General features: G+C 43.6%; 12 protein-coding genes. 7 read left to right on the forward strand and 5 right to left on the reverse strand.

The annotated features are described in order from the left end of the window. Positions 1–102 (reverse strand): IS1/IS1595 family N-terminal zinc-binding domain-containing protein (locus IM485_RS20460; RefSeq protein WP_502882201.1); only part of this gene is annotated, 102 nt, incomplete at its 3' end. A 197-nt stretch (positions 103–299) separates the two neighbouring features. Beyond that, positions 300–842 carry a peroxiredoxin gene (locus IM485_RS20465; RefSeq protein WP_104397294.1) on the reverse strand — a complete coding sequence of 181 codons (543 nt, stop codon included), beginning with the start codon at positions 840–842 and terminating at the stop codon, positions 300–302. 403 nt (positions 843–1,245) lie between these two features. Here IM485_RS20465 and aroA point away from each other — a divergent pair, with 403 nt between their 5' ends. Further along, the gene (gene aroA, locus IM485_RS20470) at positions 1,246–2,586 is read left to right on the forward strand and encodes a 3-phosphoshikimate 1-carboxyvinyltransferase (protein ID WP_287745268.1); all 1,341 of its coding nucleotides are present in this window, start codon (positions 1,246–1,248) and stop codon (positions 2,584–2,586) included. Between the two features lie 456 nt (positions 2,587–3,042). Then, positions 3,043–4,758, forward strand: coding sequence for an ABC transporter ATP-binding protein (locus IM485_RS20475; protein WP_104397296.1), 1,716 nt, complete (start codon positions 3,043–3,045; stop codon positions 4,756–4,758). A gap of 221 nt (positions 4,759–4,979) precedes the next feature. On the opposite strand, the gene purF is transcribed toward IM485_RS20475, so the two are convergent. Together purF and purL are read right to left on the reverse strand one after the other, a co-directional pair. Next, on the reverse strand, positions 4,980–6,443 hold the full coding sequence (gene purF, locus IM485_RS20480) for an amidophosphoribosyltransferase (protein WP_106909260.1): 1,464 nt from the start codon (positions 6,441–6,443) through the stop codon (positions 4,980–4,982). A 137-nt stretch (positions 6,444–6,580) separates the two neighbouring features. Then, positions 6,581–8,851: a phosphoribosylformylglycinamidine synthase subunit PurL gene (purL, locus tag IM485_RS20485; protein ID WP_287745271.1), complete on the reverse strand. Its 2,271-nt coding sequence runs from the start codon at positions 8,849–8,851 to the stop codon at positions 6,581–6,583. A 431-nt stretch (positions 8,852–9,282) separates the two neighbouring features. On the opposite strand from purL, the gene IM485_RS20490 reads away from it, so the two are divergent. The 4 genes from IM485_RS20490 to IM485_RS20505 all read left to right on the forward strand — a co-directional run bounded on the left by IM485_RS20490 (position 9,283) and on the right by IM485_RS20505 (position 12,725). Continuing rightward, positions 9,283–10,872, forward strand: a complete 1,590-nt coding sequence (locus tag IM485_RS20490) for a hypothetical protein (protein WP_104397299.1) — start codon at positions 9,283–9,285, stop codon at positions 10,870–10,872. A 246-nt stretch (positions 10,873–11,118) separates the two neighbouring features. Further along, positions 11,119–11,757: a DUF2834 domain-containing protein gene (locus tag IM485_RS20495; RefSeq protein WP_287745273.1), complete on the forward strand. Its 639-nt coding sequence runs from the start codon at positions 11,119–11,121 to the stop codon at positions 11,755–11,757. Between the two features lie 153 nt (positions 11,758–11,910). Continuing rightward, entirely contained in the window at positions 11,911–12,204 is a 294-nt protein-coding gene (locus IM485_RS20500) for a hypothetical protein (RefSeq protein WP_002733401.1), read from the forward strand. Positions 12,205–12,206: 2 nt separating this feature from the next. Continuing rightward, a complete protein-coding gene (locus IM485_RS20505) occupies positions 12,207–12,725 on the forward strand; it encodes a low molecular weight protein-tyrosine-phosphatase (protein ID WP_287745277.1) in 519 nt (172 codons plus the stop codon). Between the two features lie 14 nt (positions 12,726–12,739). Here the strand turns inward: IM485_RS20505 and IM485_RS20510 are convergent, their stop codons facing one another. Continuing rightward, the gene (locus tag IM485_RS20510; RefSeq protein WP_002742402.1) at positions 12,740–13,396 is read right to left on the reverse strand and encodes a response regulator transcription factor; all 657 of its coding nucleotides are present in this window, start codon (positions 13,394–13,396) and stop codon (positions 12,740–12,742) included. A gap of 229 nt (positions 13,397–13,625) precedes the next feature. Between IM485_RS20510 and IM485_RS20515 the strand changes: the two genes are divergently transcribed. After that, a complete protein-coding gene (locus IM485_RS20515) occupies positions 13,626–14,741 on the forward strand; it encodes a branched-chain amino acid ABC transporter permease (RefSeq protein ID WP_287745275.1) in 1,116 nt (371 codons plus the stop codon). Positions 14,742–14,863 lie beyond the last annotated feature (122 nt).

Genomic DNA, 14,863 nt, shown 5'->3' on the forward strand with positions numbered 1-14,863 from the left:
AATAAATTGACGGCCACAGGTTACACAAATAGGATTTTGTTTACCTTGTTTATTGATGCCATTTTTACGGATATGGGTAGATTTACATTCAGGGCATTGCATTTTGATTTCCTCCATTCATATCTCTATTATGCAACGCCAGAAGTCTTTCAAAGCTGATAATCAGTAATAAATTAAGTCCGATTGGTTAATGATGATTATATTACCCAATCTTAACTGCTTGACCAATAACTTTCACTGCTAAATTAGAGATGCCTTTGGAGTAAAAACCCCTCCATCGGCATTCTTGCTTGTCAAAATCAAGAAGTCGCCTGTAATTCCTCTAAACGTGCTAAAACTTCGGCGCTGTGAATGGCAGGATTTACCCCTAAATAAATCTCTTTTAAAATCCCCTGCGGATCGATAAGATAGGTATGGCGCAGGGAAACATAACCCATCCAAGAACCATAGGCTTTACTAACATCTCCGGTAGTATCTGCCAGTAAGGGAAATTTTAACCCCTCCGAGTCACAAAATTCCGCATGAGAATCGACATCATCGGCACTTACCCCTAAAACTTGCGTATTTTTAGCCATATATTTCGGCAAATCCTGCTGAAAACGCCGCGCTTCTAGGGTACAGCCTGGGGTAAAATCCTTGGGATAAAAATACAAAACTACCCATTTACCCCGATAATCCGATAGGGAAATATTCCCTTCTCCCGTGTTAGTCGGTAGGCTAAAATCGGGTGCCGGTTGATTTAAAGGGGGTTGGGGGCCACCTAAAGCGTTAGCATCGGGAATAAGGGCAAAAAATGCCAGAATTACTGCAATTAAAAAACTCAACAGTTGACGACGAGACATAATCAGTTATCAGTTATCAGTTATCAGTTATCAGTTATCAGTTATCAGTTTAGTCATTTCAATTAAGATTGAGAATATCAATGCCAGAGTTCATAAGGGTTGAACTGGTCTAGATTGTATCAGACTTATCTGAAATGATCATAGCAGTCATTTTAGTAAAAAATACTAGGGTTAGGGGAAAATCGGCGGCTCTCTTATTATTTGTGTGATAAGTTTAACCTAATACGGGAGCGATCGATCTCTGTGTCCTTTGTGTCTCTGTGGTTCGTTCCATTCACTTGTTCCTGTCACACCAGAACAATCAACTGTCACCCTAGCTTAATATTCTTTACATAACTTGACAAGGAAAGGGCGAGGTAAAAGGGGAAAATAGATCGAGCTTGTCTTCATCTGCCTAACGATCATGTCTATTGTCACCCTTAACCCCCTTCAATCCCATCAAGATTTAGTCATCGATCCAGCCAAAATCACGGGATTACGGGGAAAAATCACTATCCCCGGCGATAAATCCATATCCCATCGTTCCCTGATGTTAGGAGCGATCGCTGAAGGAGAAACCGTTATTCATGGGTTATTATTGGGCGAAGATCCCCGCAGTACCGCTAGTTGTTTTCGTGCCATGGGTGTGGAAATTTCCCAACTCAACAGCGAGAAAGTGATCGTCAAAGGTAGGGGTTTAGGCAATCTTGAGGAACCCTTAGAAATCCTTGACGCGGGCAATTCCGGCACGACGATCCGCTTGATGTTAGGATTATTGGCCGGTCATCGGGACCGTTTTTTTGTCGTCACCGGTGATGCTTCCCTGCGATCGCGTCCCATGTCCAGGGTGGTGAAACCCCTCAAGGAAATGGGGGCGCAAATTTGGGGCAGAAAAGCTAATTCTTTGGCTCCTTTAGCCGTTTCTGGGGAATCTCTGCAACCGATCCACTACTATTCTCCCGTTGCTTCTGCACAGGTGAAATCCTGTCTTCTCCTCGCTGGACTGTTAACCGAGGGGAAAACCACGATCACGGAACCCGCTTTATCTCGCGATCACAGTGAACGGATGCTGCGCGCTTTTGGGGCAAATATTAAGGTGGATGGGGAGACTAATAGCGTCACGGTGACGGGTTATCCCACTTTAACTGGACAAACGGTGATTGTACCCGGGGATATCAGTTCGGCGGCCTTTTGGTTGGTAGCGGGAGCAATCGTGCCTAATTCCGAGTTATTAATCGAAAATGTGGGAATAAACCCGACTAGAACCGGAGTTTTACAGGTTTTACAGGCAATGGGAGCAGATATCACCCTCGAAAATCAACGGGTGGTGACGGGGGAACCGGTGGCGGATCTGCGGGTGAAATCCAGTCCACTACAGGCAACCACGATCGCTGGTGAGATTATACCCCGTCTGATCGATGAAATTCCGATTTTGGCAGTAGCGGCGGTTTTTGCGCAAGGAACGACAATTATCAAGGATGCCGAGGAATTACGGGTGAAGGAAAGCGATCGCCTGACGGTGATGGCCACCCAACTCGATCGCCTAGGGGCAAAAGTAAGGGAATTACCCGATGGTTTAGAGATTACCGGCGGTACGGGCCTAGTCGGCACGGAAGTGGACAGTTTTACCGATCATCGCATTGCCATGAGTCTAGCGATCGCTGCCCTCAATTCCCGTCAACCCACCACTATCCATCGCGCTGAAGCAGCTGGCATTTCCTACCCCGATTTTTTTAGCACCTTACAGCAAATTTGTCAAGAGTAGAAATATTAAGTTTTTATGCGAACGGGCGAGGAGTCACTGGTACAATTGCAGAAATACCGAAAATCAGCAATTATCAGTGACTCTTAAATGATGACAAATGTATCAGCAGCTGCCTGTAAGCATCCCACCGAAAAACTAATGCGCTCCGGGGTTTGGGGGGTTCTACCCCCCAAAGGCTTAGATTGAGTGGTAAAATCGGAAGCAATGACCAATTTTAGAAGATAGTTTCCCTTTAAAAATCCCAACTCAGTAGATTTACAAAAATCAGATGCAGCCTTTAAATACGTCTTAGCTTAAATCTTCTGATAGTTTTAAAATTGACAGCGTACTCGGCCACCTGTGTGATAATCGAGTTCATCGATCAAAATAGCGGAAAATAGAAGCGTCCCTAACTCGCATTTCCCTGAAAAATATCTCCCTATCTACCCCACTCCCGTCTTCTATTCCCCACCGATAATGGAAATCATTGCCCAATTAGAGAAAGTTTCCTATATTTATCCCGAATCCTCCAATCTAGTGCTTAAAAATATCTCTTTAGCAATTCATCGAGGAGAATTTTTAGGTATTATCGGGCCCACAGGTGCGGGAAAAACTACTCTCTGTTTAACTCTTAACGGTATTGTCCCCCAATTTTACGGAGGGCGTTTTTTTGGTTATGCAACGGTAGCCGGTTTAGATACTTTAACCCATCCCGTTAGCACCTTGGCCCGCTATGTGGGGGCAGTATTTGAAGATCCCGAAACACAACTTTTAGCCACTTCCATAGAAAATGAAATCGCTTTTACCTTAGAAAATTTACGGCTACCGCGAGAGGAAATTAAAGCGCGTATTCCCAAAGTTTTAGCGGCAGTCCGGTTAGAGGGAATGGAAAAAAAATCCCCCGGGGAACTATCGGGAGGACAAAAACAACGATTAGCGATCGCCGCCGCTCTCGCAGTTCAGCCCGCTTTGTTAATTCTCGATGAACCCACCTCCCAACTGGATCCGGTGGGATCCCAGGAAGTTTTCGCCACCATTAAGGAGTTAAATCGCCATCTCGGTGTCACTATTGTGATGGTCTCCCACGCGGCCGAGGAAATGGCCGAATATGCCGATCGCCTGGTACTATTAAGGGAGGGTGCGATCGAAGCCATGGGAACCCCGGCAGAGATCTACTCCCAAGTACAACGTTTACAGGAAAATGCCCTGCGTCCCCCGCAAGTGGCCACTACTTTTGCCTTGATCGAGCAGAAAATCGGGGCGATTGAGTCCATTCCTGTCACCCTAGACCGCGGTTTTGCTGGTTTAAACGAGCTTAAATCCTTTTATCATCAAATAACACCAAACCCTCCCTTATCATCGGTTTCTGACCCCTTAAACCCCATACTGAGGGTAAAAAATCTCTGTCATACCTATCCCGATGGTACTACCGCTTTGCGGGATGTGTCCCTCGATATTGCTGAAGGGGAATATCTGCTGATTATCGGTCAAAATGGCGCAGGAAAAAGCACTTTAGTCAAGCATTTTCTCAATCTTCTCTCGGCAACCACCGGTCAAGTTATGATTGACGGACGTTCGATCGCTAGCTTTTCTGTCAGTGATTTAGCTCGTTCGATCGGTTATGTGGCCCAAAATCCCGATAATCAGATTTTTAACACCACTGTCGAGAAAGAAGTATCATTTGCCCTGACTAATCTCGGTTATCCTCCAGAAATCGTCACCCAACGCACGAAAGCAAGTCTAGAAGCCATGGGATTGCTAGAATATCGATTCTATCATCCTCTCTCCTTACCAAAAGGCGATCGAGCGCGGGTAGTGATTGCGGCAATTTTAGCCATGGAACCGCGTATAGTGGTCTTTGATGAACCCACCACCGGCCAAGATTACCAAGGGGCTAAGGCAATTTTAGAGGTGAGTCGTCAATTACACCAGATGGGCAAAACCGTGATTGTGATCACCCATCATCTCTATTTAATGCCAGAATACGCCGAAAGAGTAATTATTATGGGTCAAGGAACTATCCTTTTAGATGCCCCAATCCGGCAAGCTTATCATCAAACCGATCTCTTAGCCAAAACCTATCTAACTCCACCCCAAGCAGTTTTATTGGCACAAAAATTAGGACAACTTTCCGGTTATCCTAATTCTCTTTTAACTCCCCAGGAAATTGCCGATTGTTTTCAGAGGATTTAGCCTTGAGGCTATTTAGGGTTTGCGGCAAAAAGTTATTCGTGGGGACAGGGTGTGGGGTGTGGGGTGTAGGGTTTTACCGATTTTCACCTGGTCAATTACCTAATTTTCAGGGAAAAAGTCCCTGAATTTTCCCCCCGATCACTCCCATCTCTGGTACTTTTTGATTGATAAAAAGTCTAAAAGTCTTACCCAGCAAGGTTTTTAGATTTATTCAGCAACCCCTATTTAACTGTTTCTAAGATCAACTTCGATCGCTTAACATTATCAGGTACAGGAATCGGATAATCGCCATTAAAACAGGCAGTACAGAAGGTTTTCGGATCTTCCTTCGTTGCTGTTAACATTCCATCTTGACTGAGATAAGCTAAACTATCCACCCCGATTTGTGCCTGAATTTGCGCCACCGATTTAGTTGCCGCAATTAATTGCTCTTGGTTGTCCGTATCAATGCCATAAAAACAGGGATGAGTCACCGGAGGAGAAGATATTCTCATGTGAACTTCTCTTGCTCCAGCATCCCGTAAAGCTTTAACTAATTTCCGGCTAGTGGTTCCCCGCACGATCGAATCATCAACAATAATAACTCTTTTTCCCTGTAAAACATCCTTTAAAGGATTCAATTTCATCTTAATCCCCGACTCTCTCATGTGTTGGGTTGGTTGAATAAAAGTCCGTCCCACATAACGATTTTTAATCAATCCTTCCGCGTAGGGAATATCAGAAATGCGCGAAAATCCGATCGCAGCTGGAATACCCGAATCGGGAACTCCCATCACCATATCTGCTTCTACCGGCGACTCTTTGGCTAATTGTTCCCCCAAACGTACCCGATAAGTATATAAAGATTCCTCGTGGACAATGCTATCGGGACGAGCAAAATAAATCATCTCGAAAACGCATAATTTTTTCTCCGGTTTAATGGCCCAATCCACCGAAGATAAGCCATCTTCACTAATCCAAACTAATTCCCCCGGCTGCACATCCCGCAGATAATCGGCCCCGATAATATCTAATCCGCAGGTTTCCGAAGCCAAAACATAACGGGAGGGATTACCTTCTTCTTGCAAAACCCCAATTACTAAGGGTCTGACACCATTGGGATCCCGCGCCCCGATAATTCCCGTCGGTGTGCCGATAACAAGGCTGTAAGCCCCGCTACAATAGCTAAAGGCATCGATCGCCGCTTCTATCCAATCCTTGCCACTATCCACCTCCTGACCGATAGCGACGGCGATCATTTCCGAGTCGGTGGTGGTGCCGAAATCACAACCGCGCTTTTCTAATACATTTCTTAACTCAAAAGTATTGACTAAATTGCCGTTATGTGCTAAGGAAAGTTTACCCAAACGGGTTTCGATCACAGCAGGTTGGGCATTGGCGCGACGGCTAGAACCAGTGGTAGAGTAACGAGTATGACCGACGGCGTGAGTACCCGGCAAGGTTTTAAGGACAGTTTCGTTAAAAACTTGGGAAACTAAGCCCATTTCCTTGTAACAATGCACCGTTTCCCCGTCGTAGGTGGCAATACCTGCCGATTCCTGTCCTCGGTGTTGCAGGGCATAGAGTCCGAAGTAGGTCAGTTTTGCTACTTCTTCCTCGGGGGCATAGAGTCCAAAAACTCCACAGGCTTCTTCAGGCTTATCGACACTGGCAAAAGATACAGATGAGTCGGGATGGCTAGACATGGGAGGGTTGGGGCTGCAGAATACTTTGGTAACAAAATCTTAACCGATCTTAATCTTCTTTTAACGATTTATTTATCAGCTATCAGCCTTTATTTACCGATATAATCGGCCATCTTATCTAGCTGACGGCCTCAAGATTACAGCCTTCTTTCGATCGCTTTTGACCAAACTTGCTGTATAGTTTCTAGACTAACATCGATCGCCGGTTGTTTATCCCGGTCAAAAATCCGAAGATTATCGCTTTTTTTGCTAACTTTGCCGGTTATTTGCCAATAGTCTCCCAATTGTGTCTTTAGATATTCTTCCCAATCTTGCTGATTTTCGGGGGAAACGGAGACGATAATGCAACTAGCTAATTCCCCGAATAACACCGCATCAAAACGGCCTTGATGCTGCCAAGAAAGGTCAATTTCCGCCCCTAATTGGCCACTAATAGAGCATTCTGCCAGAGCAGTGGCTAAACCTCCCTCGGCGCAATCGTGGGCAGATTTCACCCAACCAGCGCGAATTCCCTGACGACAGGCCGCTTGTACCTTTCTTTCTAACTCAAAATCAATTACCGGCGGTTTTCCCGTCACCAAACCGTGAATAACGGCTAAATATTCGGAAGCGCCGATAGTTGGCAAAGAGAAACCCAAAATATAGATTAAATCCCCCGCTTTTTGCCAACCTTGCCCGCAAATTTGCCCGATATCCGGCACTAATCCCACCATCCCAATCACGGGAGTGGGATAAATAGACTGGGGGCTGCCAGCTGCATCAACGGTTTCGTTGTACAAAGAGACATTACCCCCAGTCACTGGTGTATTCATTTCCCGACAAGCTTCGGCAATACCCTGACAAGCAGTGGCTAATTGCCAATAACCGATTGAATTCTCTGGACTTCCGAAATTGAGATTATCCGTGACAGCAATGGGATCAGCACCAACACAGCTAAGGTTTCTGGCCGCTTCCGCCACGGCCAACTTAGCTCCGTTATAGGGATCAAGATAAACGTATCGCGGATTACAATCTGTAGTCGCCGCTACACCTCGCCGAGAATTTGCGGGATTAGCACCCAGAGGACGCACGCGAATCACGGCCGCATCGGCTCCACCGGGGAGAATAACGGTGTTATTCTGGACTTGATGATCATATTGACGATAAACCCAGCGTTTTGATGCAATCGAGGGACTATCCAGCAGTTTTAATAAAATCTCGTTATAGGATTCGGGAATAGGAATAGTGGCATCTTCCCATAATTGAGCTTTTTGGGCGTATTCTGGCGGTTCTGCCCGTAATTCCCGATGATAGATAGGAGTATTATCCGCTAGGGCCGTGGCAGGAATTTCGGCGGCAATTTCCCCTTTAAATAATATACGGACGATCGGTTCTGCAATTACCTGGCCAGCGACCACAGCCTGAAGTCCCCAACGATGGAAAATCTCGATTAATTCGCCTTCTCGTCCCGATTCTGCCACAAATAACATTCTTTCTTGGGATTCCGATAGCAGATATTCGTAGGGAACCATCCCGGTTTCCCGGACGGGGATTTTATCGAGATCTAATTCAATTCCCACCCCTCCCTTGGCTGCCATCTCGGAGGTAGAACAGGTGATCCCGGCAGCCCCCATATCCTGGGCCGCCACCACCGCACCGGTCTTAAATGCCTCTAAACAAGCTTCTATCAGGGATTTTTCCAGAAAAGGGTCGCCCACTTGCACTGCGGGCCGGTCATCCATAGATTTATCGGTTAATTCGGCGCTGGCAAAACTCGCCCCTCCCATACCGTCGCGGCCGGTGGTAGAACCAACGTATAAAACCGGGTTTCCCAGGCCTTTTGCCCCAGATTTAACGATTTCCTCGGTTTCCATTAGCCCTAAAGCCATGGCATTAACTAGGGGATTGCCATTGTAGGCATTATCAAAGTATATCTCACCGCCCACCGTGGGAACGCCGACACTATTGCCATAATGACTTATTCCTTCCACGACTCCGGCAAAAATGCGACGATTGCGGGCATCTTGCAAGTTACCAAAACGAAGGGAGTTGAGGATAGCAATAGGACGGGCCCCCATGGTAAAAATATCCCGCAGGATGCCTCCGACTCCAGTAGCGGCACCTTGGAACGGTTCCACCGCAGAAGGATGATTATGGGACTCGATTTTAAAGGCTAATCGCAATCCATCGCCTAAATCCACTACTCCGGCATTTTCTCCCGGTCCGACGAGAATTTTTTCGCCGGTGGTGGGGAATTGTTTGAGCAGCGGCCGGGAGTTTTTATAACAGCAGTGTTCCGACCACATCACGCCAAACATTCCTAATTCGGCTTTGTTGGGGTGTCTTCCCAGTCTTTTGACTATTTCTTCGTATTCTTCGGGTTTGATGCCTTCTGAGGCAATTTCTGCGGCAGTGAAGGGGGTAGTCATGGGACAATGCGATCGAGGGACAAGATTTATTGTATAACGTCTGATGAGATCGAGTTACAATGCCTAGTAAAGGACAGAAAAGTTAAAAGGGTTGCGCTAGTAAAGTTAAGCTAAAGACATAAGTAGGTAGGCGTTAAAAGTTGTCAGATCACCCCCCTTATCAAGGGGAGATCCCCCCGCCTATCGGCACCCCCCTTATCAAGGGGGGCAGGGGGGATCGAACCTAAAATCCATTTTTAATTTAATTATAACCAGCTACTTAACTGCTTAACTGAATCTGCTGGGATGCTATCACAGAATAGAAGACTACATCTATTAATTGCTGAGGCGGAACTAAGTTTAACCGCTCTTTTTTCACTACTTCTATCGTTTTTGGTTCAAAAAATTAGGCGTTTTCGGTTTACCATAGTCAAAGTGTGCTTTCTAGACCGATGACTTTGACTAAAACCCCCGTGAGCAGAAACCGTCGTTTTTCCCCGCGCAATCTCTTTGAGACTTGCATGGCCCTATTGGTGTTATGTAATTATATTCTGGTTATTTTCGATTTAACCTATATTCCCCTGCGAGATTTTTGGTTACAGGGACGCTTGCAAATAACCTTATTAAGATTTAATGAACCAATACAACTCGGGCCGATTGCCTTTCAAGAATTACAAATACCTCCCGACAAACCCCTAGAAATTCCCTTTGTTAAAGGAATCGCTAATTATGATGTGGTGAAAGGAATTAAACCCTATCGCAGTACCAGTGAATATTTAGAGACGGTTGATAAACTCAATCAAATAATTAATCAAAAGGTCTTTAACCCAGAGTTTAATCTGCAAGAATATCGCCAAGAGATTGAGAAAATTTTAGAAAATTTGCGGCAAAAAAGTGTCAATATGGTCGATAATAATCCCTTTGTCTCTGCCGAGAAAACTGGGACTTTAGAGAAGATTAAAAATAAAATGCGCTTGCGGGTTTTTAAAACGGAAAATGTTTCCGCAAAAGCAGCCTTTCAGAAGTTTTGGACTTGGGATTATCTTAGTCAAAATTGGGAAAAAGAGTTGAAGTTTTTTAATCAAGAAATTCAACCTTTAATAGAAACTAATTATTTTCGTCCCCTAGGAGAAGATGGGAGACCGATAGATAACTTTGAGGCGATCGATTTTTTCTTTGGAACCATCTTTTTCTGGGAATTTATGCTGAGAACTTGGTGGATTGCTCGCACTCATAAAGGTCTGCGTTGGCGCGAGGCTATGTTATGGCGATGGTATGATATTTTTCTGTTTGTTCCTATCTGGAGATGGTTGCGATTTATTCCTACCGTTATTCGCCTAGATCAAGTTAAAATTATTAACTTAAGGTTGATTAAAGAACAGGCAGTTAAAGGCTTAGTTGCGCTAATTTCTAAAGATATTACTGAGATAATTGTCCTGAGAATTATTAATAAAATTCAGGAATATATTCGACGAGGACAAGTGGAAAAATTTATTGATCGATCCCTTAATGGTGGATATAATAATCTCAATGATACTAATGAAGTTATCGAAATTTTTCGGTTAGTAGTTAATAGCACTGTTGACAAGGTTTTACCGCAAGTTAAACCAGAAGCAGAAGCTTTAATTAAATACAATATCGAGAAAATTCTCAGTCAAACTCCCGCTTATCAGAGCTTATTGCGATTACCCGGCATGAAAGGGTTAAAAACTGACTTGAGCAATCGCCTATCTAGTCAATTGTATCAATCCTTTGTTAATATAGCTGACAAGATCACCCAAGAAGACGAAGTTTTTGAGCGTTTATTGCAGCAATTAGTCCAACGTTTCGGGCAATCTCTCGCCGGGGAATTACAATCCCGTCACAGTCTAGAAAGAATCGAGATGTTATTAATTATCTTCCTAGAAGAAGTCAAATTAAACTATGTACAAGAATTCTCGGATGAAGACTTAGAAACTATCCTCGAACAAACTCGCTTACTCCACTCTCAAAGTACAGAAATTAACCCAGCAGAAACCATGAATTCCCGTCTTCTTCCCTAAAAATTAAGTAGCTGGTTATAATTAAATTAAAAATGGATTTTAGGTTCGATCCCCCCTGCCCCCCTTGATAAGGGGGGTGCCGATAGGCGGGGGGATCTCCCCTTAATAAGGGGGGCATCTGATAATTTTTAACGCCTACCTACTTAGCGATCATTGATTAGGTAATATCCCTTGATCTTTTGATCAATTTTCTACTAAAATATCTGCTGGACTCCCATTACTCAATTAACCTAATTATCTACTCCCATGTTAACAAAAATTATTCTCGGGTTACTTTGGTTATGCTTCGGATTATACGCTTTTTTACTAGCACCCCCCGACCAACCAGATACAATAAATTTAATTATCAATCTTTCCACTGGTAAATGGCAAGATATTAACCCGTTAATTATCGCTCTTTTTAACCTGATGGGAATTTGGCCACTTATCTACACTAGCCTTTTAATTATCGATGGTCGTGACCAAAAAATCATCGCTTGGCCCTTTGCTTTTGCCTCCTTTGCCGTGGGTGCTTTCGCTATTTTACCCTATCTAACTCTCCGTCAACCTAACAGCAATTTTACTGGTAAAAAAAATCTGGTCATTAAACTTTTAGACTCACCTTTGTTAGGAGTAATTGCCCTAATTACTGCGGCAATTTTAATCGCTTACGGATTAATTAACGGCAATTGGTCTGATTTTTGGCATCAGTGGCAAACTAGCCGTTTTATTCATGTTATGAGTTTAGATTTCTGTCTTTTAACCCTATTATGTCCAATTTTGCTGCAAGATGATCTAACCCGACGGGGATTAAAAAATCCTTTCCTGTTCCCGGTAATTTCCCTATTGCCTCTAATCGGTCCGGCAATTTATTTAATTATTCGTCCTCGCTTAGGGGAGAATTAAGGGTAAATTGCCTTGGGGAAACTCGGCCTAGTTATCAGTTTTTTTTTAATCATTTCTTGACAAGAGAAGTTCATATTTAACAGAAATTATGCTGAGGTTCCCCTAAAATATGAGGAAAGAGATTAATGTCCAGATTAGAAGGAGTGTTTAACCTTGTTAGAGAGTCAAAAACCACCTCGGATTTACTGCTTTCAAGCTGATTATCTTGCCTCCCAACAATTTAACCCCCAAGAGATTCCCGCTTGGTTATCTTTAGAAGTAAACTGGCAGGGTTATAGAATTCATACCCTACCCTGGGTAGCAGACGTAGCTAGGGTATTAGGATTATTAGCGATCGAAGATACTCCCCAAGGGTGGCAAGATTATTTAGAAAGCTTGGGATTAGCCAAAATTAGGTTAATGGACAGCGAGGAGTTTTTTGAGGATAAATCTTTATCGGGATGTTAGAAATGCCGTATAATTGGCAATTTAGTGATGATTCTACCAGTCAATTTATGCCTTATAAACTACTCTTCGTCTGTTTAGGAAATATCTGTCGTTCTCCCGCTGCCGAGAATATCATGACTTATCTGATTGAACAAGAAGGATTAAGTGCTAAAATCCTCTGTGATTCCGCAGGAACTGCCAGTTATCATATCGGTTCTCCCCCCGATTCTCGCATGAATACGGCGGCCAAAAAACGCGGTATTCCTCTGCAAGGGACAGCTAGACAATTTACCCGCGAGGATTTCGAGAATTTTGATCTAATCCTAGCCATGGATAAAGCTAATTATCAAGATATTTTATCCCTAGATCGGACAGGAAAATATCAAGAAAAGATCAAGTTAATGTGTGACTATGCTCGTTATCACCCAGAAAAAGAAGTTCCCGATCCCTACTACGGTGGCCGTGAAGGTTTTGACCGCGTAATCGAGCTACTTTTAGACTCCTGTGGCAGTCTTTTGGAGGAAGTAAAAAACAAAATTTAAGTTTTTTCTTCCAGCTAATCGATTAGTCTATGTTCGAGGGAAAAACGAACCAATTCGGCGCGATTGTTAGTAGTTGTTTTTCTGAGTAAACTGCTAACATATTTCTCGATCGTGCGAGAACTAAGATGCAGTTTTTGTCCAATTTCACTGTTAGAAAGTCCCCGGGCTAAATGTTCTAACACTTCCCGCTCGCGATTAGTTAACTTAAAATCGTCCTGTAAAGAAGAAGTTAAAACATCCCTAGTTTTGGGGCTTTCTTCCGGTTTTAATTTCTGATATTGACGTTCACTTTGCACCATTTGTGATCGCTCTAAAAGATTGCGAATAACTGCTTTTAATTCCTCCATCTCAAAAGGTTTAGGAAGATAGATATCACAACCCACTTGATAACCGCGGATTCTTTCCTCTGTTGACCCTCTTTCGGTTAAAAAAATTACTGGTAATAACCTAAATTCTGGCTGTTGCCGCACCTTAGTCACCAAAGAATAACCGTCTAAACGCGGCATTTTGATATCCGATACCAAAAGATGGGGATGATAGGTATCCAATAAATTTAAAGCTTCCAAACCATTACTCGCCGCTACCACACTATAACCTGCTAATTCTAAATAGTCTTTGACCGCTAGGCGGATACCGGGGTCATCATCGGCAATTAGAATCAAAAGAGGCATAGAAATTAACAGGACAAGGTTTTTTCGTTATTAATAGCCTAGCACCCTCCGCTCGTCACAATTGTCCATCGAGCTACAGAGGCCGTTTTAACTGATATTATACTAGCAGTTAGCTATCAGCCTTTTCAGTGATCAGATGTGATTTTTCAGTTTTTTTCTACCCATCTCCCCACTCCTCCACTCCCCCACTCCCTCACTCCCCCAACCCGTTTTTTACTTTTTACTTAAGATGACAGATTATTTAGTTTCCCTGACAATTTGGGCGGGTATTTACGCGATTTTTGCCCTCGGTTTAAATCTACAATGGGGATTTACAGGCTTAATTAACTTTGGTCACGTTGCTTTTGCCACTTTAGGGGCTTATGCCACGGTTTTATTGACTTTACAGGGTGTACCGATGATTTTTGCCGCCATTGTCGGGGCGATCCTAGGGGCATTGTTGGGATTAGCCATCGGTTTTTCCACCCTGAGATTAAGAGCCGATTATCTAGCGATTGTCACCATCGGGGTGTCTGAGTTAATTCGTTTGCTGGTGCTTAACGAGGATTGGTTAACGAAAGGCAGTTTCGGACTACAACGTTATCCCCTACCTTTGGATATAAATCCCAGTTTTCCCGTCAAATTATTAATTATTGCCCTGTTTACCCTGCTTGCTATCTTTGCTCTCTGGCAATTGGGGCGCAATCTGCAACGACAATGGCGCGAAGCGGGGCAAATTAGCGGTAAAAGCTATCAACCGACGCAAAAGAGAGCTTTAATCTTTTGGGGGTTGTTAGGGGTGATAATACTGCTTTTTCTGTATATAAACGGCGTAATTGCCTTGAATGATTATAATTACAAAGCGGGGCTGATGGTGGTAGTTTTAGTCCTCCTCGCTCTCGTTTATACTGGTTTAGAATTACTTTTGCGATCGCCTTGGGGACGCATCCTCAAAGCTATCCGCGAAGATGAAGAAATTCCCCGGGCCTTGGGAAAAAATGTCTTTTGGTATAAGTTACAATCTTTGATGTTAGGCGGTGCGATCGCTGGTTTAGCCGGGGCTTTTTTAGCATGGCAATTAACCACTATTTACCCGACTAATTTTGAGCCGTTATTGACTTTTAACGCTTGGATTATTATCATTCTCGGTGGCTCTGGTAGCAATGCCGGCACCTTACTAGGATCAGTAATTTTCTGGGCTTACGATTCCCTGACTCGCTTTATTCTGCCCCAATTAGATATTTTTAATGATAGCCAATTAGGGGCTTTACGGATTATGATTATCGGTCTGCTGCTCATGGTTTTAATGATCTGGCGACCCCAGGGTATCCTCGGCAAAAAAGAGGAGTTAACTTTAGGAAAATAATTTCAGTTATCAGTTATCAGTTATCAGTTATCAGTTATCAGTTATCAGTTATCAGTTATCAGTTATCAGTTATCAGTTATCAGTTATCAGTTATCAGTTATCAGTTATCAGTTATCAGTTAT

Origin of the sequence: Microcystis sp. M169S2, assembly GCF_020245865.1 — a bacterium.
Lineage (GTDB): Bacteria > Cyanobacteriota > Cyanobacteriia > Cyanobacteriales > Microcystaceae > Microcystis > Microcystis ichthyoblabe_A.